Origin of the sequence: Stieleria magnilauensis (assembly GCA_007753675.1) — a bacterium.
Taxonomy (GTDB): Bacteria; Planctomycetota; Planctomycetia; order Pirellulales; family Pirellulaceae; genus Stieleria; species Stieleria magnilauensis.
Genome location: CP036432.1, coordinates 6,677,549 through 6,701,049, shown reverse-complemented (window position 1 = coordinate 6,701,049; position 23,501 = coordinate 6,677,549). Strand labels below are relative to the sequence as shown.

Sequence of the window (23,501 nt, the reverse complement as noted above, 5' to 3'; positions counted from 1 at the left end):
GTTAGTTAGATTTCAATGGGTGAATCGGCTCTACCATGTCAAGAATGTCAGTAGGCCCCGTAGTCCCCGCCGATCACACGGGCCATCTTGTCTGGTCCGAGTAAAGGGGCAGCCTGCTCACTGTCCGCTTCCCGATTCAACTGGCCGCAGTTCATCTGCGTCGTGCTGGCAATGGCGTCTTGATTTCTGTTGTGCACTTCAAAAGTCCGACGGCGCTCGACTCCCAAGCCGCGGAGGGTTGTGCGTTCGGCCGGTTTTGTCTCTTAGTCAAAGAAAAACAGCCTCGGGCAACACGACGCGAGCGGGCGGGGCAGCCATTCGCCTGTGGATAACACGATGGGCCACGAGAGATCAAAACGTCTGTCGCACCAAAACGCTGACGACCTACGGCCAGAGGATTCAAGAAGTTGGCGTCAGCCTTACGACCCGGAGTCCCATGCAACGCCGCCCCACCGTGACCACACGTCAACCATCGCACTGGTAAGCAATTCGATTAAGTTCAACGTTTGGTCTAGCTGTGACCCGGAACTACTCGCCCTTGTCTTTGCGGGCGCGGCGTTTGGCTTCCAGCAACCGTTCGGTGTAGCTGGTTTGTTTTGGGGCTTCGACGGATTTGGTTTCCGTTGAAGCGGATTTTGCTTGCCCGATGTCTGACAACTCGACCACCTCGTCAGACGATTCGACGCGGGTCGGTTCAAATCGCACGTTGGCCCGGCGTTTCTGCAAATCTTCGTCGACTTGTGATTTGTTCTTTCGCAGTGCGTCCAGCCGCGTGACGACTTCGGCAGCGGAGTCTTGTTCGCCGCGCATCTTTTTGATCGTCCGGCCGACCCAGCCGAAATCAAACGCGATGCGTCGGACCATGACGTCGCCGAGGAACAGGCAGCACCCGCCCAGCACGAACCAGGGCCAGGCGTCTCGGATGCTGCGTGCCAGTGCCAATCCGCCGCGAAACGCGTTGGTTTCCACTAGCTCTTCGCTCGCCCGGTTTTCCAGCGGCGCGGTGACTTCGCCGACCGTTCCGCCGCGCGGCTCGGTCGCCGCCAGCGACTCGATCAAAGCCAGGTTGGTTTCGCGGACGCGGTACTCGTCACTGTAGGGCACGGTGACACCGGTCGTCAGCGGCGCGGCGCCGGGGCCGGGGACGACGTTGACGAAATAGCTGCCCGCGGTCGTTGCCGGGAACGAACCGACATAGCGTCCGGGGGCTGCTTGTCGCATGCTCAGCGGAATCGGATTCAAGTTCGCATCGAGCGCCGTGGCGTTCATCTCCAGAAAATCCAGAAACGAATCATCGTTGGCCAGCGCGTTGACGACGACTTGGACCTGGCCGTCTTTGACACTGGTGGCGATCGTGAATTTTCCCGTGTCACCGGTCGGTCGCATCAGCCAACGCACCAGCTGGCTATAGAATTTGTCGTAGTCGGCCCAGTCGTTCCAGGCGCTGGCCCAACGCGCCCCGGCATCGGTCGTCAACACCGCCGTTCGTCCCAGCCCATACGTCCACGCGGCCAGGATCGTCGCGTTTTCCGGTTGGTCCGGCTTGGGCGATTGAATCAACACCTGCGCCAGCGGGCTGTCTTTGGTCTGCGTCATCACAAACCCGGTGACCGGCGGCAGAACGCGATCGATCCCGTCGAGCAACGCATGCGGGAAGATGACTTCGGGGACCGCGCCGCCGGGCGGTTCGTACACCAGCGGTTTAGACACACGACGCGCTTCACGTTGAAAGATCCGTGGCAAGGCGCGACCCGATTTGACGCTGTAGTACTTGCCGCCGGTTTGCGTCGCGATCTTCTGCAGACGCTGACTGCCCGCCAGGCCGTGCGAAGCCACCGCGACGGTGCTGATCGTGATGTTGTTGTTCTTGAAGGCGGCGATCGTGCCGGGCATCGGATCGCTGGGGTCACCATCGGAAATGATGATGCAGTGTTTGACCGACGCCGGAGCCGACGAAAGCGATCTCACCGCCATCTTCATCGCCGGATCAAATTGCGGCATGTCGCCGGGCGTCATCTTGCTGATCCGGGCCAGCATGTTGCGGCGGTTCGGGCCGACTTCCAACAACCCCGGCGACGACGGATAGCCGCCCCACAGCCACGCATCGCCACTGAAATTCCAGTGCAGCACGCCGGCCAAGTCCGACGGGCCGAGTTGTTCGATGGCGGATTTGCAGATCACTTTTTGCCAGTGGTTCCCATCGGCCATCTCGCTGGCATGCATGATCAAGGCGAGCGCGCCGACCGCTTGGACCTTGGCGTTCTTGATCTTGAAATCAACCGGCATCGCTTTTTCGATTTCCGATCCTGTCCAACCGCCGGCACCAAACGCTTCCGGCCCACCGAGCATCAGCAATCCGGCGCCGAGCTGTTGCGTGTTGCGGACCAGCATTTCAATTTGCGGGTCGGTGAAGGAAACGATTTCGTTTTCATTGCTTCCCGAGACACGTGGAACGCCGGCCAGGATCACGGCGTCATAGGCTTGCAACTCGGCGAGCGAACCGAACAGGTTGTCATTGGTTTGTGTGACGACTTCGATGTTGTTGTCTCGCAACCGGCCGACCAGCAAATCAAAATCGCCCAGACGACTTCGGTCTTCGATCATCAACACGCGTCCTTGACCACGCACGTGCGTGTAAGCCGTCGCACTGTTGTTCTGACGCAATCCGTCGTCGTCCTTGCTGTCGGGAACGAACTCTGCTTGATAGATGTACGGTGCCGGTTGATCGATCGTGTGCCGCAACGGAAACACGTTCTTGCCGGGGTCCAGCGTGATGTCCTGTTCCAACAAGATCGATTCGTTGTCGCCGACTTTTTGTTTGACACGAATCTTGCCCTTGGTCGGTTCGCCGCCCTCGGGTGTCGCGTCGGTGTAGTTGTTGACGACGATCCTGGCCTCGAACGGTTGCCCCTTGCGAATGTCGCTGGGCAAGTCAATCTTCTCGACCAACACTTCGCTCTTGGCATCGAGCATCACCGGAACCACATCGATGCCGATGCCCGCCGCCGCGACTCGCGCGACCAGCTTTCTCGCTTGGCCGAGGTTCTCGTTGCCGTCGGTGACCACGACGATCCGCCGCGCGGTGTCTTCGGGCATCGTCGCTTGGGCCAGATTCAACGCCGATTCCAGATTGGTCGCATCGCTGCGATCCATCAAGCTCTCCAGACGTCGCAATCGAATCTCATCGTCAAACGGCGGGATCTCGATCGACGCGTCGCGGCCGAACACGATGATACCGGCCTTGTCTCCGCGACGGCCGTCACGATGGCGTTTGACGTTGCGGACCACAAAGTCCAACATCACCTGGCGTTTGGCGCTGGGAATGCTTTCGGATTGATCCAGCACGTACATCACCGTGATCACGTCACTGACGCGAACCAGTTGCACGCCCGCCAAGGCAAACACCAAAATCGTCCAAACCAGCGTTCGCAGCAGCAATGCCAACGCACGCCGGGTCTTGCCCAGTACACCCAGGGATCGGAATCCCAGGTACCACAATACCGGCAACGCCAGCATCAACCACAAAAAAATCGGATGCTCAAAGCTGAGGCGATAGGGCAACATGTCGGCTTGGGTGCATGGAGAGCAGAAAACGCTGGCCGTTTCCATCTGTCAAAGCAATTAGCTTAACATCTCACGCCTGGACAGGACGCGCCGATTTGCGATTTCAAACCGCGGAGAATCAGTGCCGGATCGTCCCACTGCTTTTTCGCTCGCTACGAAACGGCCGCTGTCGGTTGGGAACGGCCGCTCTCGCTACGAAACGGCCGGTTCGGGCGTCAGCCGCACCGGCGGTGGAACGGGCAGACGCCACATCGCCACCGCGGTCAGCAACGCTCCGAGCAGCCCCAAGCCGATCACCACCAACAGAAACAGAGCCATTTCAGGCGACGGATCCTGGTCCTGAGTCTCCGGCCCCAGCACGACCGCAAACACGCTGATCGAATTGTTGACGAAGTGACCGAGCATGGCCGGGATCAACGAGGCACTGCGCCACGCGATCACGCCCAAATACACGCCCAACGGAAACACGGCGATGATGTGAATCAAATCCATGTGGAACACGGCGAACAATGCCGAGGATAGAAAAATTCCCAGCGCCGGACCGATGCGACGGTTCAGCCGCGTCTGCACATAGCCGCGAAACAAAAACTCTTCGCAGAACGCCGGCGTCGCGCCGATCAAGATTGCCAGCGGGATCAAAAATCCCGTTTCTCCGTGCCCGCGAAAAATGTCGGACATCATCTTCAGGCTTTCGCTCTCTTCCATCAGAGAACCGACCGCGATCGATGAAATAAATCCGATCAGCGGCGTCGTCAACGCGGCGGCCACCCATGCCCATAGCGGCCAATGTCCCCGGACCAATGACAAGCGTTTAGAAAAACCGACCGGCGACAACGCGGCGGCGATCAAGGTCGGCAGGACCAACGCCAGCTGCGGCGCGACGACCAATAACAGCAATCCGACGCGGGACGCGGACACCGTTTGCATCGCCTCGGCACTGACCATCATCCGTGGACTGAACTCGCCGTGGACGACATAAAACGCCACCACCATCATCACCAGACTGGACAGCAGAAACGCGACCAGCGAGATCAACGGCAGCAACAACGAGGGCCAGATCCGCGGTCGATCCCGGCCGACCGGCGATGGCGGCAAATCTTCTCGTCCAACCGCGCCCGGCGACTCTCCGATCGCAGACTCTCCGATCGCAGACTCTCCGAGCGCAGGCTCCCCGAGCGCAGGCTCCCCCACTGAAGCATCCCCAGACGTTGGGTCGACGGCGTAAGGATTGTGCGGCTGTTCGCCGTAGGATTCTCGCATTACTGATTTAGCCTAGACCGGATTGTTGGTCATATCCGAACATCACGTTCATGTTCTGCACCGCGGCGCCGCTGGCGCCCTTGGACAGATTATCAATCGCCGACAACAGCACCAACCGCTCGCCCGAGCGACGCACCGACATCTGAACATAGTTTGTTCCCGCAACATGTGCGGTGGCGGGCAGGTGATCCACGGGGGTCACGAAGGGACTGTCGGCGTAACAATCGCGCCAACACTGCATGACCCGGTCAACCGCAGCGTCGCTCGATCCGCCCGCCGATTCCGCGGCCAACCCCTCTGATGGACGGACGTAAATCGTCGACAGAATGCCGCGACTCATCGGGGTCAGGTGCGGCGTGAACAACACTTCGATTTCGGGCCCTGCAATCCGCCCCACCAGATCCTCGATCTCCGGTTGGTGACGATGACAGCCGACCGAGTAGGCGGCGATCGATTCGTTCGTTTCACAGTACAGTGTTCCGACCTTCGCACTGCGACCGGCGCCGCTGACCCCGCTTTTGCTGTCAATGATGATGTCGTCGCCGCGGATCAGTCCCTGGCGAATCAACGGGGCCAACGGCAGAATCGCGCTGGTCGGGTAACACCCCGGGTTGGCCACCACGTCGGCACCCGCGATCTCCTCGGCAAAAAATTCGGGCAACCCATACACCGTCTTGCCGACCCGCTCCGGCCAGGGGTGCTTCACGCCGTACCACGACTCGTAAACGGACAACGAGGAGAGTCGGAAATCGGCGCTGAAATCGATCACGCGGACGCCGACATCGACCAGTTGCTTGACCGTCTCGGCCGACGCCGCATGGGGCAGACAGCACATCGCGACGTCACAGCGTTTGCCGATCCGAACCGGGTCCAATTCCTCCAGTTCCAGATCCAGACGCCCGGCCAAGGAAGGATGCACCGAAGCGATCGGGTTGCCCGCTTCTGCCCGCGCCGTCGCGATGGCCAGTTCGGCGTGGGGGTGATGGGTGAGCAATCGGGCGACTTCCAATCCGGTGTATCCGGTGGCACCGATCAGGGCGACAGAAAGCGACATGGAGCGGTTTTCAGTTCGGGAAAAAAGGGGACGGAAACATCAGTTGGTCGCACCCGCGCGAGGAGGGCCAGCTTCGGGCTGCTGCGATTCTTGGGGGGGCGTAGGCTTGCGCCAAACGGCTGCTATTCATTTGACATCACCGGGTTCGCGCCTGCGATCGGGCACCCCCGCCGGCTTCGATTTGGCGGCAGGGCCGACGGTCTATTTTTGCACGCTTCGGCGATTTCGATCGTCGGTAACGAGACAAATGACCATTTGGCACCGGAAAGGCATTACGTTAAAGGGGTTGTGATACGGTTCACGCTGTTTTTTTCGGGCGCTTGCACGTGCGCAGTTTCCTGCAAAGCTAGCCGAATGTGACGCGGTTCGCGACCAGGAATCTGCACGTCCACTTGTCATTTGTACGCACGAAATCATCACTCACGATGCGCCGGGTCCACAGAGGTTGGTTGAGCCGCCTGAGCTACCAAAAACTCGAATCACGTCGCTTGTTGGCGGCGCGACTGGGTTCTGCTGGCGCAGACCCGCTGGGCGATTACGAAACCGACGCCCGGTTGATCGAGCGGTTTTATGGCCCGCTGGCTCCCGGTCGCCCGGTCCCACCGATCCAGGGGATCGCGCCGCTGGTCGGTGAAGGTCGCGGCGATGAAACCCCCGGCAATACAATTCCAGACGGCGACTTCCCAGTCGCTTCCGAAGGCGGCGACGACGGCCTCAGCGAGTCCGCTCTGGTTTCCTTGGACGAAACGTTCACGCTGCACAGTCGACCGGATTCCAATTTCACGATCTACCTGGACTTCGACGGACACACGACGACCGACACGAGCTGGAACACCGGCTACGGATTGTCGGTGATCGAGCACCCGAACTATTGGGGCGGAACGGGATCGGACTTTTCTGATGCACGGCTGGAGTTGATTCAACAGATTTGGCAAATCCTCGCCGAGGATTTCGCGCCGTTTGACGTCAACGTCACCACGCAGGAGCCCAGCGATCTGGATGATCTTCGCTACAACGGCAGCCAAGACACGCGATGGGGCACACGCGTGGTGATGACGAAGGATACCTTTGCCAATTGCAGTTGCGGCGGTCACGCTTACCTGGGCGCCTTTGATGATCGACAGGACGAACCCGCGCTGGTCTACAACAACGGTCTCAACACGGGCAGTGAGACGGCCAGCCACGAAGTCGGTCACCAACTGGGGCTCCATCATGACGGCGCCGGCAGCAGGACGTACTACAGCGGACACGGCAGCGGATCCACCGGTTGGGGACCGATCATGGGATCGCCGTTCAGCAAACAGGTCACCCAGTGGAGCAAGGGCGATTATTACGATGCCAGTCGGACCGATGAAGATGACTTGCAACGGATCACCCGCAGTTCCAATTTCCCTTACACCGCGGACGACCACGCCAACGATCCTTCCTCCGCCTCGCCGCTCCGCGAATCCGGTTCGGTCGCCGTCGATGCGTTCGGCATCATCGAACGAAACGACGACGTTGATTGGTTTCAATTCTCCACCGGTGGTGGCAACGTCTCGCTGCAGATCGATGTACTCGATTACAAACCGAACCTCGACGTGTGGGCGGGACTGTACGATTCCTCGGGCACCTTCCTCGTCGATTCCAATCCCCAAACATCGCTGTCGGCTTCCCTGCAAGACATTCCGCTTGCCGCCGGTGATTACTTCGTAAAAATCGACGGCGTCCCACGCGACGGAACCTACGACGCCGCACTGGACGCCGTGGTCGAGCCGACGCCGGCGCCGTACGCCGTGGCCAACCCGCTCGGTTACAGCGACTATGGCAGCTTGGGGCAGTATCGGATCAGCGGAACGCTCGTCGATCCCGGCGTCGCATCGGTCTCGATCACCGCCACCTCGGCAACGGTCGCCGAGGGTGAACAGGCGGAATTCACACTCACCAACAGCGCTGGCGGCGACGGCGATGTGATCGTCGAAGTTCGTTCGGTGCGTCAATCGGCGCCGGGCCAGCCGGCTCCCAACTCGACCGAGCCCTCGGATTTCGGCGGACCGCTACGGCAAACCGTTTCGATGCTCAACGGCAGCGGGACGTTGCTGATCCCGATCGTTGACGACGCAACTGCCGAAGGCCCTGAGTTCTTTGAAGTGCACATCGTGGACGCGGCAACGTTTGCCGTGGCCGACCGCGTTGCCGCCATGGAAGTTGAAGAAATCGTGTCGATCTATTCCATCGAAGCGACCGCGACGATCGCCAACGAAGGGGATGCCGGGATCGGTTCGACGCACCAGTTCACCATCCTTCGCACCGGACTGCCCACGCGAGCCCACGAGGTCCATTGGCGACGCATCTTCCCCACCGGCAGCGCGATGTCGGCCGATCTTCAGGATTTCGTTTCTCCCGCTTCCGGATCGGTCTTCTTTGAGATCGGTGAGACGTTCCAGTCACTGGAAATCGAGATTCGCGGTGACACCGATTTTGAGCCTGACGAGACCTACACCATCGAGTTGTCTGTTCCGACCGGCGGAACCTATCAAGTCGACCCCGTCGCGCTGGCCGCCGACGGTCAGATCATCAACGATGATCCTGTTTTGCCTGAGATCACGTTGCGGGGCGATCAGGGATTGTCGATCGTCGACGGCGCTGCGGCGATGATCGGCAACGGGACCGACATGGGATTGGTCGATGTCCAAGCCGACTCTCACACGCAAACGTTCACGATCGAAAACGAAGGCGGCATGGATCTGTACCTGTCGTCGCTCGCGATCTTCGGAACCCACAGCTACGACTTTTCAATCACGCGGTCCCCCGCTGTCTTGGTCGGACCGGGCGAATCGACGACGTTCGACGCCACGTTTGATCCGACCGCTGCCGGACGGCGAAACGCGACGATCATGATCTCCAGCAATGACGCCAACGAGTCCGTGTTCAGCGTCCCCGTGTCCGGACTGGCGACCGATCTCCGCGTCGAGCGGGTCGAGGTCAACCAGGGTGCCGGATCGCGCAGCCAACTCGATTCGGTCACGGTCGTCTACAACCAACGCGTCGACCATCCATCGCTCTCGCAGGCCTTTGAAATTCGAAACGTCACCAGCGGTCAGTCGGTCGAATCGATCCAGGCGACGCCGGTGGATTTCAACGGTCGCACTGAAGTCTTGCTGACCTTCGAAGACGCCGCCGGCGTCCCCGTCGTGCTAGACGACGGCGACTATGAACTCCGCGTGCGATCGTCCGCGGCGATGTCACTGGCCGTCGAACCCTATCCGATGCGCAACGATCTGTTGTTCGGCACCGACGCCGGCGCGGTCGATCGTGCCGATGCGTTCTTTCGCCTGTTCGGCGATTCCGATGGGGATCGCGACGTCGATGGACAAGATTACGGACGCTTCGGATTATCGTTCCTGCTGTCCAACACCTCGCCGGATTTCAACGCGCAATTTGACGCCGATCGGGATGGCGACGTCGACGGACTCGACTACGGCCAGTTCGGGCTCAGGTTCCTGAAGACGCTTTGAAGCATTTCGCGCAAGTGTTTCCGGCTACCGAAGCCTCCCGGCTATCGCAGCGACGATGGCGTGCCGGCGGCGATGCTGAGGTCTCCGCCGGGGACGTAGTTTCCGCTCAACAGGTCCATCAGCTTCGCTCGCGCGTCTCGTTCCCGCGGTTGTTCCATGCCCGGCGGGCTGCCCCAAAACAGGTGGGTGTTGTCGCCGGTGATGATTTCCAATTGGGGCACCAGATTCAGGCGTGAGTCACCGCTGACGGTGATTTTGGCGATTCGGATTTGATCGCGGACGGCGGAAAGCAGCTTGGCCAACAACGCCGCCGACTCCACGCGGCGGTCGCCAAACGGCGTGCCCTCGTTGCCGGTCGGGTACAGCTCCCAGACTTCGATGTGAATCAATTCCATCGCATCGTCGTACGTCAATCCGGCCGTCGGCAGCAGCATCCCCTCGCCATCGAGCGGCAGATAACCGTTCACGTCCGAGACCGGATAGCCGAGACTTTTCAGGTGCTCGGCGATCATCTGTTTCCATTTCTCGCCCCCGGTGACATGAAACGCCGCCACCGGTTGGCGGTAATCCAAGTCCAATTCGAACTTGCCCGACGGCAGTTTTCGAACGCGATGGACATGTTTGACCCAAGGGTGGCTGGCAAAGGCCGACGCCAGTTTCGCGGTCACACTGCGATCGGCTGGCGACAATTCCGTCAACCGGGTTTCGTCATAAACCTCCGCCACCAAATCGGTCCGCACGTACTCATGCGGCGGGGAAATCGTGATCGATTGCGGATCCACGCTTCCGTAGGCCTGGGCGAAATGCTCGGCGTACCAGCGTGAATAGGCGAGGTACGAGCCGATCAACAACAGCATCGGCCAGATCAACGACCAGGCCGCCGGCGCCAGAATCAATCGGCGCAGGATGCTGCGGATCGGGCGATGATCGGTTTGCTCGCTTTGCTTGGCCATCTGGCCGCACCTTCCCTGGATAAAGCACGCCGTTGCCGGCCGATTCCGATCGGCCACGCAGCACGTCCCCCCAGACTTACCAAATCTGAAGATTCAGCTGCAAGTCGATCCCGGTTTGCAGCAAGACCTGCTCCCGAACCCGTTCGATCAATTTCAAGCACTCGTCGCTGGTCGCCCCGGTATGGGCGACCAGGTAGTGGGGGCGCGCCGAATCGAGCGCCACGTTGCCCTCGCGAATCCCGGCCAGCCCGACGCTTTGGATCAATTCTCGCGCCGGCATGCTGTCGGGATCGATAAACGGCATCGCGATCCGCTCGATTTCCGCCGGTCGAGCGGCATTGCGGGCGATCCACAGTTTTTGCAGCCGTTTGGTCAACGCGACCGGGTCGGCGGCTTCGAGCTTGAAGTCGACCTCGACGATCGTCAAACCGTCCAACGCCGTCTTGCGGTACGTGAACCCGACCTCGTCCTGATCGAACTGCTTGATCGAGCCGTCGGGCTGCAGCACCCGGACGCGTTCGACAGCCGAGCCGATGTCGCGGCCCCCGCTGGAAACGTTGCCGACGACCGCAGCACCGACCGTGCCGGGGATGCCCACCAGGTGTTCCAGTCCGCCCAGCCCGCCGCCGACGGCTTTGACCACCGCATGCGATAGCTTGCCTCCGGCGCCCGCGGTCAGCCGATCTCCGTCAATCGACAACGCGCTGGTCGCGGCGGCACCCAGGGTGATGACCAGACCGTCAAAGCCCGATTCACGCACCAGCAGATTGCTGCCCGAACCCAGCACACGGGTCGGCAAGTCGTTTTCTGCGGCCCACGTGACGACTTGGACGATCTGCTCAGCATCGACCGGTTCGGCGAAGAAATGGGCCGGACCGCCGATCCCGAGCCAGACCAAGGGGGCGAGGGGCTCATCGGAGCGAATGAGGTGCTGAAGGTGTTCGGGAATCGTCATGGTTGGCTAGCACGTCAGAATCGAAAGCTTCGCCCGCGAGAAACGGTCGCGGGCCAAGCGAAATCATAACGGCCCGTGACGCGTTTCAGGTAGACGGAGTCGCTCGACTTCACCGCCGGAGCACTCGCCGCCGATCGGCAGCGTTCAACCGCGTCCCAGTGAAACGGCCGAGCGGATCAGATTTCGGACCGGCTGCTGGGTTTGATAGCCTTTCAATTGATGACGCTTCCACTCTCCCCCGCCCGTGCGGGTGAACATGATGATCTGGGGAAGCATTCGCTCGCCCTTGGTCAACTGCTTGACCAACTCGGGGTTCGCATCGCGATCCAACACCGCCACGCTCACCTCGTCCAACTCTCCGGTTTGGGCCATCGGCTCCAAGGTGGTCTGTTTCAGCACGTTGCACGCCGGGCACCAGGGTGCTCCCACGACGACCATCAACGGCTTGTCCTGTGCTACCGATTCTCGGTAAGCCTCGGCGTAATCGGTTTTCAACGATGCCGACGTGACACTACCAAGCACTACAGCTAACAGCAACGAAACCATTCCTAGCTCCTTTTTTCAAGCAAAATTACCGTTCGGCGATGGCGACACAATGTCGGTGATTTGAATGAAAAGCGATGAAAAGATGTCGATTCATTCAGACGAGGAACCGCCGAGGGCTAGTTTTCCCGTTGTTGATCAACCCGGCGTGTCCCCGCATCGATTCGGCTCGCCGTCTCGATCGGCGCCCAACTGACCAACAATCGTCCCTAAGGTGAGATCGTCTTTCACAAACGAATTCTCGCCTCTGTCCTCCCCAGAACCATTCTGGAACGCCTGGTGAAAAGCTTCCGAAGGCAGGGTCCGGGTAGACTGGGCGGAGTATATGGCTGCCCGGGTCGGCTTCAAGCCGTGCTGATTAGATTTCTGTGATTATCAAATTGCGGTTCAGCGTGCTAAATTGAAGCACCCGAGAGCCAATTCGCCGCCCAGTCGCTAAGCTGCTGTTAGACAACAAGTTGGGGCGTGCCAATCGGAAGACCGCCCGGCTAAAATGGCAAGTGTACGCAAGTGCACGTGTCGCGAGAACGGAACGATGCACGCCCTTGTTTGGAAATGAGACGTCGACCTGATGAAGCTTCGAATTGGACTGATCGGGCTGGGGGATCTGTGGCAAACACGCTACCGGCCGGCACTCCGCATGCTGGACGATCGGTTCGATGTCCGTGCGGTCTACAGCACGATTTCAAAATTAGCCGAATCCACCGCCGCCGAGTTCCAGGCGGACCCGATCGACGGCTATCGCAGTCTGGTCTACCGCTGCGACATCGACGCCGTGTTGATTTTGAAGCAGTGTTGGCTCGGCTGGTTGCCGGCGCTGGCCGCCTGCCAGGCGGGCAAGGCGGTCTACTGGGCCGCCGGCCTGGACTTTGATCCGCATCGTCAAAATGCGGTGCTGCGGGCGATCGAGCAGAGCGGCGTATCGTTCATGGCCGAATTGCCGCGTCGATTCGCCCCGGCGACGCTGCGGTTGAAAGAGTTGATCGCGACACGCCTGGGTCCGCCACGGCTGATCCGCGTGCATCGCCAATCGATCAGCGACCGGACACCCTGCGACGCCGGGCCGTCGGCCTGTCGCACCGACGATTCGGAATTGGTCGAGCTGGTCGATTGGTGCCGCTACGTCGTCGGCAAAACGCCGCACTGCGTCACGTCGGTCTGCGAGGTAAACACGTTCCAATCATTGATGCTTCAATACGACTGCTCGCCGGCTCAAGGCGTGATCGCGGAGATCGCCACCGACGGCACGCTGCCGAGTCGTTGGAAAGAAGCGGCCAGCTTTCGTTCGCCGGCGGCGATGAAAATCCAGTGCGAAAACGGTGTCGCCTTCATCGATCTGCCCAGCAGCCTGGTGTGGTTCGATGATGCCGGCCGCCATGTCGAATCGTTGGAGACCGAATCGCCGGTCGGCGAACGCATGCTGCGTCAATTCCATCGCAGCGTGACCAGTTTGGTCCGTGACCTGGGCGGTCTGGTCGATGCCTACGAAGCCGCCGCCGTGGTTCAAGCGGCCCGCCAAAGCCACGAAACGGGACAACGCGTCCTGCTTCCCGCCCAGCGTCCGGCCACTCAGTAGACCGGACATTCAGTAGACCGTCAGCGCACGCACCGTCTCGAGCCGTCCGTTGTAATACACCCGCTCGCCCGGTCGCAGCAATCGGATCGGCCGGCAGAGCTGTTCGGCCGACCAGAGCCGGATCTTGTCTCCACGACGCACGATCACGAAACGCTGCGAGGTCAGCGAGACGATCAGCGCGTCACAGTGTTCGATCGACGGTGACGCGATTGGAGGGGACTGGGGTGGGGGCCGCAGTTCGGTTGGCTCGGTGGTGGCTGTCATGCGCGAATTCTTGGGCCACCGGGGACACGTTTGGTCCGTCTCGGCCCGTCTACCCCTTGCCGATCAAGCGGTTTGGTTGTCGGCAAGAAAATCCAATCGGATTGCCGATGTCGCGGTTTTGCATCCTATGTTTTTCCAGGGTTCATTCCCGCATCCAGCGTTCGGCGGTCTTTGCCGAGGTGGCTGGCCCGGATGACCCGCACAACCCAAACGACTCGCACGGGACAGTTGGCCGGTCTGCCTGCCAACACGGCGAGGCGACACGATTTCACCCACCCCGCACCTCGCGATCGCGCAATCCTAAGGACGAGACTACAGATATGGCAACTCGATCAATGCCCGGCAAAGCGGATAGTCGCCAAGATCAATTCGAAGAAATCAAGACTCGGATTCACGGCAAGTTGGTCGACAAGCTCGACCTGTCACGCGTCGGAGACATGAAGGGTGATGCGTTGCGTCGCGAAATCCGCGTCGTCATCGAACACCTCTGCGATGCCGATGATGCGCTGCTCAATCGTCAAGAACGCGAACGCATCGTCGACGAGGTGTTGGACGAAACCTTCGGGCTCGGGCCGCTGGAATTGATCCTCAAAGACCCCAAGGTCAGCGATATTTTGATCAACGGCCCCAAGAGCATCTATGTCGAAAAGGGCGGCCAGATGCAGAAGACCGACGTGGAGTTCCGCGACGGCAAGCACCTGTTGCAGATCATCGACCGGATCGTCAGCAAGGTCGGACGTCGCGTCGATGAAACCTGCCCGATGGTGGACGCGCGTCTGGAAGACGGTTCGCGGGTCAACGCGATCATTCCCCCGCTCGCCCTGGACGGAGCCGCGGTCAGTATTCGACGTTTCGGCAGCAACCCGTTGAAGCTGGAAGACCTGCTCAACTACAAAGCCTTCACCCCGGAAATGGTGATGTTGCTGGAAGGTTGCATCAAAGCCCGGCTCAATTGCATCATCGCCGGCGGTACCGGTTCAGGTAAAACCACACTGCTCAACACGCTTTCGTCTTTCATCGGTCACAGCGACCGGATTGTGACGATCGAAGACGCGGCGGAATTGCAGTTGCAACAAGACCATGTCGTGCGGCTGGAAACACGTCCGCCCAACATCGAGGGCAACGGAGCGGTGACCGCCACCGACCTGGTCAAGAACGCCCTGCGGATGCGTCCCGAACGGATCATCATCGGGGAATGTCGTGGCGGTGAAACACTGGACATGTTGCAGGCGATGAACACCGGTCACGACGGTTCGTTGACCACGCTTCACGCCAACACTCCGCGCGACGCCATCGCCCGTCTGGAAACGATGGTCATGATGGCCGGCTTCGAGTTGCCCGTCAAAGCGATTCGGCAACAGATCGCCGGTGCGGTCGATGTACTGATCCAAGCCAACCGCTTGCAGGGCGGACCCCGACGTGTCACCGCGATCACCGAAGTGGTCGGGATGGAACAAGACACCATCGTGCTGCAAGACATCTACAAGTTCGATCAAAAAGGCATCGGTGAAGACGGCAAGGCTTATGGAACCTTCGAATGTTCCGGCGTCCGACCGACCTTCATGGACAAACTGGAAGCCGCCGGCGTGCGATTGCCATCCAGTGCGTTCCGTGAGCGAACCATGATGCAAGCGTAGGGCGGCCCGCCCCCACGACCCCACCCGATTACGACTCAACGACTTCTCCCAACCTCAACGACCTGATTTGACATGACCGGTACCGTCATCATCATCGCCGTCGGCATCTTTGTCGCCTCCTTGGTGGCACTTGCTGCCAACATGCTTGTTCCCGGCGGTGACAATACCGCGACCGAAGACCGGCTGGCGCAAATCGCGTCGCGGCGTCGTGTCAGCGGCGGGAAACAAGCCGAAGAAACCGGTTCGTTGCTGATGGAGGGCGGCTTTGAAGATGCCTCCGGGGTCATCGGCAGCATCATGAAGAGCCTGCCCGGTCTGGGCGAGTATCTGGACCAGGCCGACGTGCGGATGCCACCGGCACAATTCGCGATGATCTGTCTGGGTGCCTTCGGTGCCGGCGTCGCCCTGTGCATCGCCAGCCCGTTCAAATTGCTGGCCATCTTCGTCGGCCCGATCTTCGCACTCGTCCCGGTCGGTTGGCTGATGGTCAAACGAAAACGTCGACTTTCCAAGTTCGGCAACCAGATGCCCGAAGCCCTCGAACTGCTCGGTCGGTCGCTGCGTGCCGGCCACTCGCTCAACGCCGGTTTCGGTTTGGTGTCCAAAGAAATGGAAGACCCGTTGGCACGCGAGTTCGGGCGTGCGTTCGAAGAACAAAACCTGGGCATCCCGCTCGATGAAGCGATCGAAGACATGGCCGATCGGGTCCCCAACATGGACCTTCGATTCTTTGCCACCGCCGTCGTTCTGCAGCGTCAAACCGGCGGTGACTTGGCCGAGATTTTGGACAAGATCGGACACCTGATTCGCGAACGATTGCAAATCCTCGGCCAGATCCAAGCGTTGACCGGGGAAGGCCGAATGAGTGGTGCCGTGCTGCTGGCCCTGCCACCGGTGCTGTTCCTGGTCATGCTGAAACTGAACTACGAATACGTGATGATGCTGTTCACCGACGAGATCGGTCGCTACATGCTCGGATTCGGATTGATCACCCAGATCATCGGCGCCTTGGTGATCAAAAAGATCATCACGATCAAAGTCTAACACGAATCCCACCCTTCACCGTCAGACCCGTCTTTTACCGGCCAACCGGATCCTTACGATGACCCTTCTGCTAGCCCTTTCGTTCAATCCCGTCTACGTCACCGCCGGTGCGATCTTTCTGTTCGTGACCGTGGGCATGTGGTTCGTCTTGGCACGCGTCTCCGGAGACGACAAGCCTCGCGCCGAAGCGCGTTTGGACATGATGCGAAAGCGTCGCGCCGGCCAAGCGTCTGCCGCCGCGGGTGATGACACCGCCAGCAAAAAGAACGAAGCCCTGACCGCTTACCTGGAAAAAGCCGCCACGCCGCTGGCCGGCAAGGTCAGCGGAAACGAAAAGGAGATGGGCCAGCTCCGCGAAATCTTGATGAACGCCGGCTTCCGACGCGAAGCCGCACCGGTCGTCTACAAAACCATCCAGCTCGGTGCTTCCGCGCTGGGACTGTTCATCGGTAGCGCCTACGGGCTGTTCGCCAACGGCTTCGGCCAAGACATGATCATCAAAGTCGGCGGCGGGCTGATCATCGGTTTCATGATCCCGAAATTCGCGCTCGGGATGATGGCCAAAAAGCGGATGGAAAAAATCTTCCTCGGCCTGCCCGATGCACTCGACTTGATGGTCGTCTGTGTCGAAGCCGGTCTGGGGATGGACCAGGCGCTCAGAAAAGTCGCCGACGAAATGGAAAAGAGTCACAAGGAGATCGGCGAAGAATTTGGAATCGCCAACAAGCAACTTCAGCTCGGGCGATCACGTAGCGAAGTGCTCCAGGCACTCGGTTTCCGCAGCGGCGTCGATGACTTGAAACAACTCGCGTCGATCTTGATCCAAGCCGATAAATTCGGCTCCTCCATCGCCGCCGCTTTGCGGGTCCAAAGTGACGCGATGCGAACCCGACGACGTCAGATCGCCGAAGAAAAAGCGGCCAAGACCGCGGTGAAAATGATCTTCCCGCTCGTCTTGTTCATCTTTCCCGGTATCTTCGTCGTCCTCGTCGGACCGGCCGGCATCAGCATGTACCGCAACATGCTCAGTCAATAGGCCAGTACCCAGTATTCAGTACCCATCTCCCGCGCCACGCGCGACGGTGATCTCCACGTCGGCGACCAGGCGGTCGGAATACTGCGTCATCGTGAACCGTCCGCCGCGGAACCAATTCAACAACGGCGCGACGTAATCGGCCGGTGGCGTTGCCAGCGGTTCGTTGCCGCTCCACGCCGTGCTTCGCCAACGTTTCTCGATCGGGTCGTACTCGTACTGACCGCCCAGCGGGCATTGCAGCGGCACGCCTAGCACCAGGGTGACTTGCTCGATCGCCTCGTCCGGACCGACGTGCAGTTGCTCGGAGAACAGATTCAAAAACTCCGCGCCCGCCCGACTGGCTTGGGCCGCGTTTTGATACAGCTCGTTGTTGACCCAGCCTTCGAGTTGGCTGCCCAGCAAACTGCCGACGCGTCCGCGAGCCGTCGCCGGTTGTCCCACGTCGGTCGCTTCCAGGAACGGGAGCGTGGCGTTGAGAATCTCGGGCTGAAACGACAGCACGCTGAAACCGCCGCCGCTGTATCGGTACAAGCCGCCGAGCAGTTTGGACATTCCGGGGCCGACCGGTCGACCACGCCCCAGCCCCAACGGCAATCGGTCCAACGCCCCCGGTTGCGGCCATGCGCCCAAGTACGCCGGCAACTCACGCAGCGCCCAGTACGTCTTCAGGATTCCGTCGAACTGGTCCGGCGCCGGCGGAAATGTGTCCTTGATGCCCGCAAACAGGTGCGTCGGCGGACCGATTTGGGCGCTGGCCACGTGAGCTTGGACGGAGACGATGTCGTCGGGCGCAAATCGCATCGCGACCGACGTCGGCGGGCCGAGTTGTTTGGCCCACTTGCCGTACTTTTCCGGGGTCAGCGGAGCGATCTCGGCATGGATCGAGATCCGTTCCAGCGTGTCGTCGCCCGGGATGTCTTCGCGACGCAGCGCGACGATGATCGGGTCGATCTGCGGGAATCGTTCGCTGTATTCATTGGCGATCCGAGTGTACCAATCGAACTCCTGTCGGGTGACCGATTCGATTTCGATGTCCGCGATCGGCACGAACGTTCCCCGGACGCCGCGTAACGTATCGATCACTTGATCGCCGACAGAGATCACGCCGCTGCCGTCGCTGCGGTTGCCGAACGAAAGGGGCAGAAATCCTGTTTCGATCAGCTCTTCGACGCCCAATCCCCAATCGCCATCCGCGGTGACTCCCTCCGCAGTCGCGGCCAGTCGTGCCAAGTGAACCAGGGCCACATCGCTTTCGGCCCGGGAACGGCGACGCAGTTCGATCAAGTATTGCGGCGAGACCAAGCCTTGCAGCATTTCGGGCGAGAAGTACGCAAAGATGGTGTCGTCGCGTGTGGTCGGCACCAGCGACCGTGACAATCGAAACGAGTCCGTCGCGGCGAGTGATTCACCGCTCTGCCCGACTTCGAAGAAACGCCGCACCAGTGTCTTGCTGTTGGTGATCAAGAAATAGCCGTCGTCTTCGGCCAGGAACGAGCGTACCGAATTGTCCGCGCTGGACAGAAACGACACGTCGCGCCCGGCGATCTTAATCGTCTTCAACGTCACCGCTTCGTCGCCGCGGGCGCGGTTGGAACGATCCGAGGACAGCGACGAACGCAACAGAAACGCGTTGGCCGATTTCAGGATCACGCCCATCGACGCGCCGTCGCTGGTGAACAAGTCGCGTCCGATCACCGCCTGGTCCAGCACGACCGTCGGCCCCAGCGTCCTGGAAAGTTGGTTGATCTTGACCGAAATCTGGCGTTGGAATTGCGCCGTCGATTGAACTTCCGTCCCACGCAGTTTGATCATGCGGCCGACGTCACCGCCGTACTCTTCGGCCAAATCCAGGAACCACAGGTAATTGGAAAACTGTCCGAACCGCAGGTAAAAACACTCCGGCGGCACACGTGTCGCGATCGGTTCGGTGACCACCGAGTCATCGATCGGCCCCAGCGTCGGGGCTTTCCATTTAGGGCCTTCGGGCAACGCCACCATCGCCGCGGCATCGTGACGCTGTTTGGCCGGCAGATTGACATCGGTCAGCCCCGCGGCGGTGCGACGAAAGACTTCTTGCGTGACCGTTTCGGCGCCGCCTAGGTATTCCAGCGTCGCCCACAAGGGATCGCCCTGCTCCTTGGTTTCGGTGAACCACGTCGGCAACGCGTTGTCTGTCCTACCGCTCAGCATGGCGACCAAGTAGCTTTCCACCCAAGGCGGATAATCGCCGGCGTCGATTTGTTCTTTCGCATTGGCCGCATAGGTGTTCCACCAGCGGGCCAGCGCCACGCGATACACCGTCGCGTCGCGGGTCGGTTTCAATTCATACTCGCCGACTTCACCCAAACCGTCGGCCACGCGGACCCGCAGCGGCGTGTCGCCCTTGAACAAGAACGTCGCCCGCCGCGCGACAATCTGGCTCGTCGGGGCGTCTTTGTCGGTGATCTCGCGGAGCAGATTGCCCAGCCGACCCAGCAATCGGCCATTGCCCGGTTGCGGCACCGGTCGCTCCGACGGGGGGACGATCCGCGCCTCCACGTCTTCGCTGACCGGATAGAAAACCCGCCCTGAATCGCTGCTGACGGTCAACGGCCGGGGGGCTTGGCCGATGATCGGGTTGGCCAGCGGCAACTCAATCGTCGCGATGCCGTACAGCTGGTCGCCGGGCGCGAGCACGGCGGAGGCCAAGACATCGACCGCGTTGGCCGCCGGTGAAGCGAGTGTCTGTGAGCACAAGACACACAGCAGCACGAACGTGGATCGCATACAACGCATCAGAAAATCCTTGGGAGAAAATCACACGGCTAATTCGCGTCCGTCCGCCGGGTCGTCATCGACCCGGGACTTCGCGATACTGTCCCGCAGCACTGATTATCTCCCACACGACCTTTTTTGGATAGCCAGACCGTGGATAGCCCCTCTCGCAGCGGTGTTTTCGAGGCCAGCACCGATGCCCGACTCGAATCGTTCGCCGAATCCATCAGCTTCGACCGCCGCTTGTTCCGCCAAGACATTCGGGGCTCGATCGCCCACGCCGACATGCTGCGCACCGTCGGATTGATCAGCGACAAAGATTTCACGGCCATTCGCGACACTTTGAAGCAGATCGAATCGGAATTCGAATCCGGCGCGTTCCCGATCCGGCTGGAATTGGAAGATGTTCACATGCACATCGAGTCCGCGCTGATCGACCGCATCGGCGACGTGGGCCGAAAACTGCACACCGCCCGCAGCCGCAACGACCAGGTCAGCACCGACGCGCGGATCTGGATTCGCGAAGCACTCGACCAGGTCGACGGCTTGCTGGAGGCGTTGCAGCGTTCGTTTCTCAGCCGATGCGACGGTGACATGGACGTCATCCTGCCGGCCTACACCCACCTGCAACGCGCCCAGCCGGTGCTCGCGCCGCACTACTGGCTGGCCTACATCGAAAAATTCCAACGCGACCGCGATCGAATCGCCGATTGCCGGCGACGCGTCAATCAATCGCCGCTGGGCGTCGCCGCCGTCGCCGGAACCACACTGCCGATCGATCGCGAACAAACCGCCGCGGCACTCGAGTTCGATGGCGTCACCGCCAACAGCCTGGACACCAGCAGCGACCGCGACTTCATCCTCGAATCGGCCTTTGTGCTGTCCATGATCGCGTCCCACCTGAGCGGCTGGGCGGAAGAATGGATCTTGTGGAGCACCGTCGAATACAACTTCATCAAGATCCCGCAACAGTTCTGCACCGGCAGCAGCATCATGCCGCAAAAGGTCAATCCAGACACCTTGGAACTCACGCGTGGCAAGTCGGCGCGGGTGATGGGCAATCTGCAAACGTTGATGTTGCTGGTCAAGAATCTGCCGCTGGCGTACAACCGCGACCTGCAAGAAGACAAGCCGCCGTTGTTCGATTCCTTTGACACCATCATCGCGATGCTGGAGTTGGCGATCCCGATCGTCGCCGGCAGCGTGTTGCAGCGCGAACGCATTGCGGCGCGGATCGAAGAAGGTTATTTGGATGCGACGACGTTGATGGAATGGTTGATCAAGAAAGGCATGCCGCAGCGGACGGCGCACCACGCCGTCGGCGCGATCGTCGGCGCCGCGATGGCCGCCGATGTTCCGCTGGCCGAGTTGCCGCTGGAGACGATGCAGCAACACGCCCCCGAAGTCGACGCATCGATCCTGGACGTCCTGGGCACCCAAAACGCGATCGCCGCCTTCACCAGCTACGGTTCCACCGCCCCCGACCAAGTCCGCGACCAAATCACCGCCTGGACCAAGCGTCTGGCAAGTTAGTGCGACGATGCTCGAGTTCCTGCTTGTTCGAGTCTCCGTTTGGTTGGCTTGCGTGGCGTGGTTTGCGGGCGCATTCTGTCGCGTACTTTTCGCAAGACAGGGCAAGGCACCTGCGGCCTTGCCGACGCACCCTCGAGGAGTCGAAGCGGCATACGGATGGCTGTGGTTGGTCGGTTCCATGTTCATGACCATTCACATTGCCGCAAGCTACGGATTGGTTCATCACTGGAGCCATCGCGACGCGGTCGAGGTGACCGCTAGAGAGTCTTTCCGCGTGACCGGGATCCGCGCCGGTTGGGGCGTGTACGTCAATTTTCTATTCGCCATCGCCTGGCTCAGCTATAGCATTGCGCTCGTCGCGAAACGTTATCGAAACAGTCGAATCGATCGATCAGTCTACGTTTTCTTGGCGATCATTCTCGGCTTCGCAACCGTCGTCTTCGAAGCAGGCGTGATCCGCTACGCCGCGCTGGTTGCTTTCATCGCGTTGAGCGTCCTGCACGTTCGCATCAAATCAGCCAACGCAATGGAGTGAAGGAGTAGGTGATGTGTTTGAGGCCCGGAGGGCCGGTAGAGTGTCTGCCGGTGGTGTCAGCCACCGGGGATGGATTCCATGCAACGCTCAAGGCCCGGCGGGCCGATAGAGTATTCAGGCCCGGGCGGCCAAGAGAACAATTGTGCCGGCCCTTCAGTCCTTTGTGCTTCGTTGCACTGAATACCGGTGGATGACACCACCGGCAAACACTGTGCCAGCCCTCCGGGCTTCATCGTGACTGTCCAGCGAAGACAAGTCTGAGCCAGACGCTTCGAATTTCCCTCGGCGATTCCAATCGAGTACATTGGCCGCCAGCGATGATGGCTCAAACTGTCGTCGTGGCCGATCCGTGTGAACCATGTGGTGCACCGCAGTCGGCGAGTCGAGTTGGTATTGGAGTTCCGGTCCATCGCGCCGACGCGGTGACCACCGCCGTTGGTCGCACTGAAATTGGTTCGCGTTGATGTTGCGCCGATCGAACTCTTGCGGGTGATGGATCGGTGGGCAATTATCTAACTTACACAATCACGCGATTCGTCTACATCCATCGTCGCAAGACTTGCCGAACTCACTTGGTGGCAACGGCGCCGAAGGCCGAGCCGACCATTCAGGTACTCGTAGTGCACATGAACCCGTACGAAACGTCTCGAGAAACGTCCACTCCACCAGCCAATCAACCCGGCACTCAGCATCAAGCGATAATCAAGGCTTGCATCTTCGTGTTTCTAATTTCTGCACTCGTGATTTCTGGCGTTGTCGTGCTCTTGGGATTCACCTACATCAGCCCACTTGGTCCATTTTTGCGCAACGGTTTGTGATCACGTAATTCTTGCTTGGGCCTGGTATCGTCGGCTATGATGGCCTCTCAACTACAACTCCAATTGTTGATCATCTGATGATTCCCCGAATGCGGCGATAAGCAAGGCTGACGCCAGCTTCTTGAATCCTCTGGCCGCAGTTCGTCAGCGTCTTGGTGCAGCAGTCGTCTTGATCTCTCGTGGCCCATCGTGTGATCCACAGGCGCATGACTCCCCCGTCACTTGCGTCGTGTGGTCAGAGGGTATTTTTCTTTTACTGAACGACGAATCCGACCGAACACACGACGCGCCGATCTTGGGGAGTCGAGCGGCTTCGGATGCTGGAAGTGCACCCATGAGATCAAGACGCCGTTGCCAGCACAGCGCTGATGAACTGCGGCCAGGAAATTCGGGAAGCGGACGGTCAGGAGGAAGTGGCAACGATCGCAGCAAGCGTGGTGTTTGGGTGATGCCCCGAGGGCAGACACAGTGTCTGCCG

Annotated in this window: 16 protein-coding genes; 7 read left to right on the top strand and 9 right to left on the bottom strand. The window is 60.3% G+C overall.

The annotated features are described in order from the left end of the window. Positions 1-47: 47 nt before the first annotated feature. The 4 genes from TBK1r_RS39045 to argC all read right to left on the bottom strand — a co-directional run bounded on the left by TBK1r_RS39045 (position 48) and on the right by argC (position 5,878). Entirely contained in the window at positions 48-197 is a 150-nt protein-coding gene (locus TBK1r_RS39045) for a hypothetical protein (protein ID WP_419580334.1), read from the bottom strand. A gap of 331 nt (positions 198-528) precedes the next feature. Beyond that, entirely contained in the window at positions 529-3,564 is a 3,036-nt protein-coding gene (locus TBK1r_RS23955) for a VWA domain-containing protein (RefSeq protein ID WP_145216495.1), read from the bottom strand. Positions 3,565-3,756: 192 nt separating this feature from the next. Further along, positions 3,757-4,824, bottom strand: a complete 1,068-nt coding sequence (locus TBK1r_RS23950; RefSeq protein WP_145216492.1) for a type II CAAX endopeptidase family protein — start codon at positions 4,822-4,824, stop codon at positions 3,757-3,759. A gap of 7 nt (positions 4,825-4,831) precedes the next feature. Further along, positions 4,832-5,878: an N-acetyl-gamma-glutamyl-phosphate reductase gene (gene argC, locus TBK1r_RS23945; RefSeq protein ID WP_145216489.1), complete on the bottom strand. Its 1,047-nt coding sequence runs from the start codon at positions 5,876-5,878 to the stop codon at positions 4,832-4,834. A gap of 449 nt (positions 5,879-6,327) precedes the next feature. Here argC and TBK1r_RS23940 point away from each other — a divergent pair, with 449 nt between their 5' ends. Continuing rightward, positions 6,328-9,375, top strand: a complete 3,048-nt coding sequence (locus TBK1r_RS23940; protein WP_419580333.1) for a choice-of-anchor D domain-containing protein — start codon at positions 6,328-6,330, stop codon at positions 9,373-9,375. A gap of 41 nt (positions 9,376-9,416) precedes the next feature. Here TBK1r_RS23940 and TBK1r_RS23935 read toward each other — a convergent pair whose 3' ends face one another. The 3 genes from TBK1r_RS23935 to TBK1r_RS23925 all read right to left on the bottom strand — a co-directional run bounded on the left by TBK1r_RS23935 (position 9,417) and on the right by TBK1r_RS23925 (position 11,820). Next, positions 9,417-10,328, bottom strand: a complete 912-nt coding sequence (locus tag TBK1r_RS23935) for a cell division protein FtsQ/DivIB (protein WP_145216483.1) — start codon at positions 10,326-10,328, stop codon at positions 9,417-9,419. A 76-nt stretch (positions 10,329-10,404) separates the two neighbouring features. Continuing rightward, the gene (locus TBK1r_RS23930; protein WP_145216480.1) at positions 10,405-11,283 is read right to left on the bottom strand and encodes a UDP-N-acetylmuramate dehydrogenase; all 879 of its coding nucleotides are present in this window, start codon (positions 11,281-11,283) and stop codon (positions 10,405-10,407) included. A gap of 144 nt (positions 11,284-11,427) precedes the next feature. Continuing rightward, positions 11,428-11,820 carry a thioredoxin family protein gene (locus tag TBK1r_RS23925; RefSeq protein ID WP_372895464.1) on the bottom strand — a complete coding sequence of 131 codons (393 nt, stop codon included), beginning with the start codon at positions 11,818-11,820 and terminating at the stop codon, positions 11,428-11,430. Positions 11,821-12,397: 577 nt separating this feature from the next. Between TBK1r_RS23925 and TBK1r_RS23920 the strand changes: the two genes are divergently transcribed. Then, the gene (locus TBK1r_RS23920) at positions 12,398-13,402 is read left to right on the top strand and encodes a Gfo/Idh/MocA family protein (RefSeq protein ID WP_145216477.1); all 1,005 of its coding nucleotides are present in this window, start codon (positions 12,398-12,400) and stop codon (positions 13,400-13,402) included. A 9-nt stretch (positions 13,403-13,411) separates the two neighbouring features. On the opposite strand, the gene TBK1r_RS23915 is transcribed toward TBK1r_RS23920, so the two are convergent. Then, entirely contained in the window at positions 13,412-13,666 is a 255-nt protein-coding gene (locus tag TBK1r_RS23915) for a hypothetical protein (RefSeq protein WP_145216474.1), read from the bottom strand. A 320-nt stretch (positions 13,667-13,986) separates the two neighbouring features. Between TBK1r_RS23915 and TBK1r_RS23910 the strand changes: the two genes are divergently transcribed. The 3 genes from TBK1r_RS23910 to TBK1r_RS23900 all read left to right on the top strand — a co-directional run bounded on the left by TBK1r_RS23910 (position 13,987) and on the right by TBK1r_RS23900 (position 17,383). Continuing rightward, positions 13,987-15,303, top strand: a complete 1,317-nt coding sequence (locus tag TBK1r_RS23910; RefSeq protein ID WP_095742356.1) for a TadA family conjugal transfer-associated ATPase — start codon at positions 13,987-13,989, stop codon at positions 15,301-15,303. Positions 15,304-15,375: 72 nt separating this feature from the next. After that, positions 15,376-16,347 (top strand): type II secretion system F family protein, encoded by a 972-nt coding sequence (locus TBK1r_RS23905; protein WP_095742355.1) that lies wholly within the window; start codon positions 15,376-15,378, stop codon positions 16,345-16,347. A 58-nt stretch (positions 16,348-16,405) separates the two neighbouring features. Then, on the top strand, positions 16,406-17,383 hold the full coding sequence (locus TBK1r_RS23900; protein ID WP_145216471.1) for a type II secretion system F family protein: 978 nt from the start codon (positions 16,406-16,408) through the stop codon (positions 17,381-17,383). Positions 17,384-17,398: 15 nt separating this feature from the next. Here the strand turns inward: TBK1r_RS23900 and TBK1r_RS23895 are convergent, their stop codons facing one another. Next, positions 17,399-20,158 (bottom strand): hypothetical protein, encoded by a 2,760-nt coding sequence (locus TBK1r_RS23895; RefSeq protein WP_145216468.1) that lies wholly within the window; start codon positions 20,156-20,158, stop codon positions 17,399-17,401. 132 nt (positions 20,159-20,290) lie between these two features. On the opposite strand from TBK1r_RS23895, the gene argH reads away from it, so the two are divergent. Together argH and TBK1r_RS23885 are read left to right on the top strand one after the other, a co-directional pair. After that, entirely contained in the window at positions 20,291-21,670 is a 1,380-nt protein-coding gene (argH, locus tag TBK1r_RS23890) for an argininosuccinate lyase (RefSeq protein ID WP_145216465.1), read from the top strand. A 184-nt stretch (positions 21,671-21,854) separates the two neighbouring features. Next, on the top strand, positions 21,855-22,205 hold the full coding sequence (locus tag TBK1r_RS23885; RefSeq protein ID WP_145216462.1) for a hypothetical protein: 351 nt from the start codon (positions 21,855-21,857) through the stop codon (positions 22,203-22,205). Positions 22,206-23,501: the final 1,296 nt, after the last annotated feature.

Coding starts and splice junctions, on each gene's coding strand:
- TBK1r_RS23955 (WP_145216495.1), bottom strand. CDS start 3,564: ATGTTGCCCTATCGCCTCAGCTTTGAGCATCCGATTTTTTTGTGGTTG.
- TBK1r_RS23950 (WP_145216492.1), bottom strand. CDS start 4,824: ATGCGAGAATCCTACGGCGAACAGCCGCACAATCCTTACGCCGTCGAC.
- argC (WP_145216489.1), bottom strand. CDS start 5,878: ATGTCGCTTTCTGTCGCCCTGATCGGTGCCACCGGATACACCGGATTG.
- TBK1r_RS23935 (WP_145216483.1), bottom strand. CDS start 10,328: ATGGCCAAGCAAAGCGAGCAAACCGATCATCGCCCGATCCGCAGCATC.
- TBK1r_RS23930 (WP_145216480.1), bottom strand. CDS start 11,283: ATGACGATTCCCGAACACCTTCAGCACCTCATTCGCTCCGATGAGCCC.
- TBK1r_RS23920 (WP_145216477.1), top strand. CDS start 12,398: ATGAAGCTTCGAATTGGACTGATCGGGCTGGGGGATCTGTGGCAAACA.
- TBK1r_RS23915 (WP_145216474.1), bottom strand. CDS start 13,666: ATGACAGCCACCACCGAGCCAACCGAACTGCGGCCCCCACCCCAGTCC.
- TBK1r_RS23910 (WP_095742356.1), top strand. CDS start 13,987: ATGGCAACTCGATCAATGCCCGGCAAAGCGGATAGTCGCCAAGATCAA.
- TBK1r_RS23905 (WP_095742355.1), top strand. CDS start 15,376: ATGACCGGTACCGTCATCATCATCGCCGTCGGCATCTTTGTCGCCTCC.
- TBK1r_RS23900 (WP_145216471.1), top strand. CDS start 16,406: ATGACCCTTCTGCTAGCCCTTTCGTTCAATCCCGTCTACGTCACCGCC.
- TBK1r_RS23895 (WP_145216468.1), bottom strand. CDS start 20,158: ATGCGTTGTATGCGATCCACGTTCGTGCTGCTGTGTGTCTTGTGCTCA.
- TBK1r_RS23885 (WP_145216462.1), top strand. CDS start 21,855: ATGACCATTCACATTGCCGCAAGCTACGGATTGGTTCATCACTGGAGC.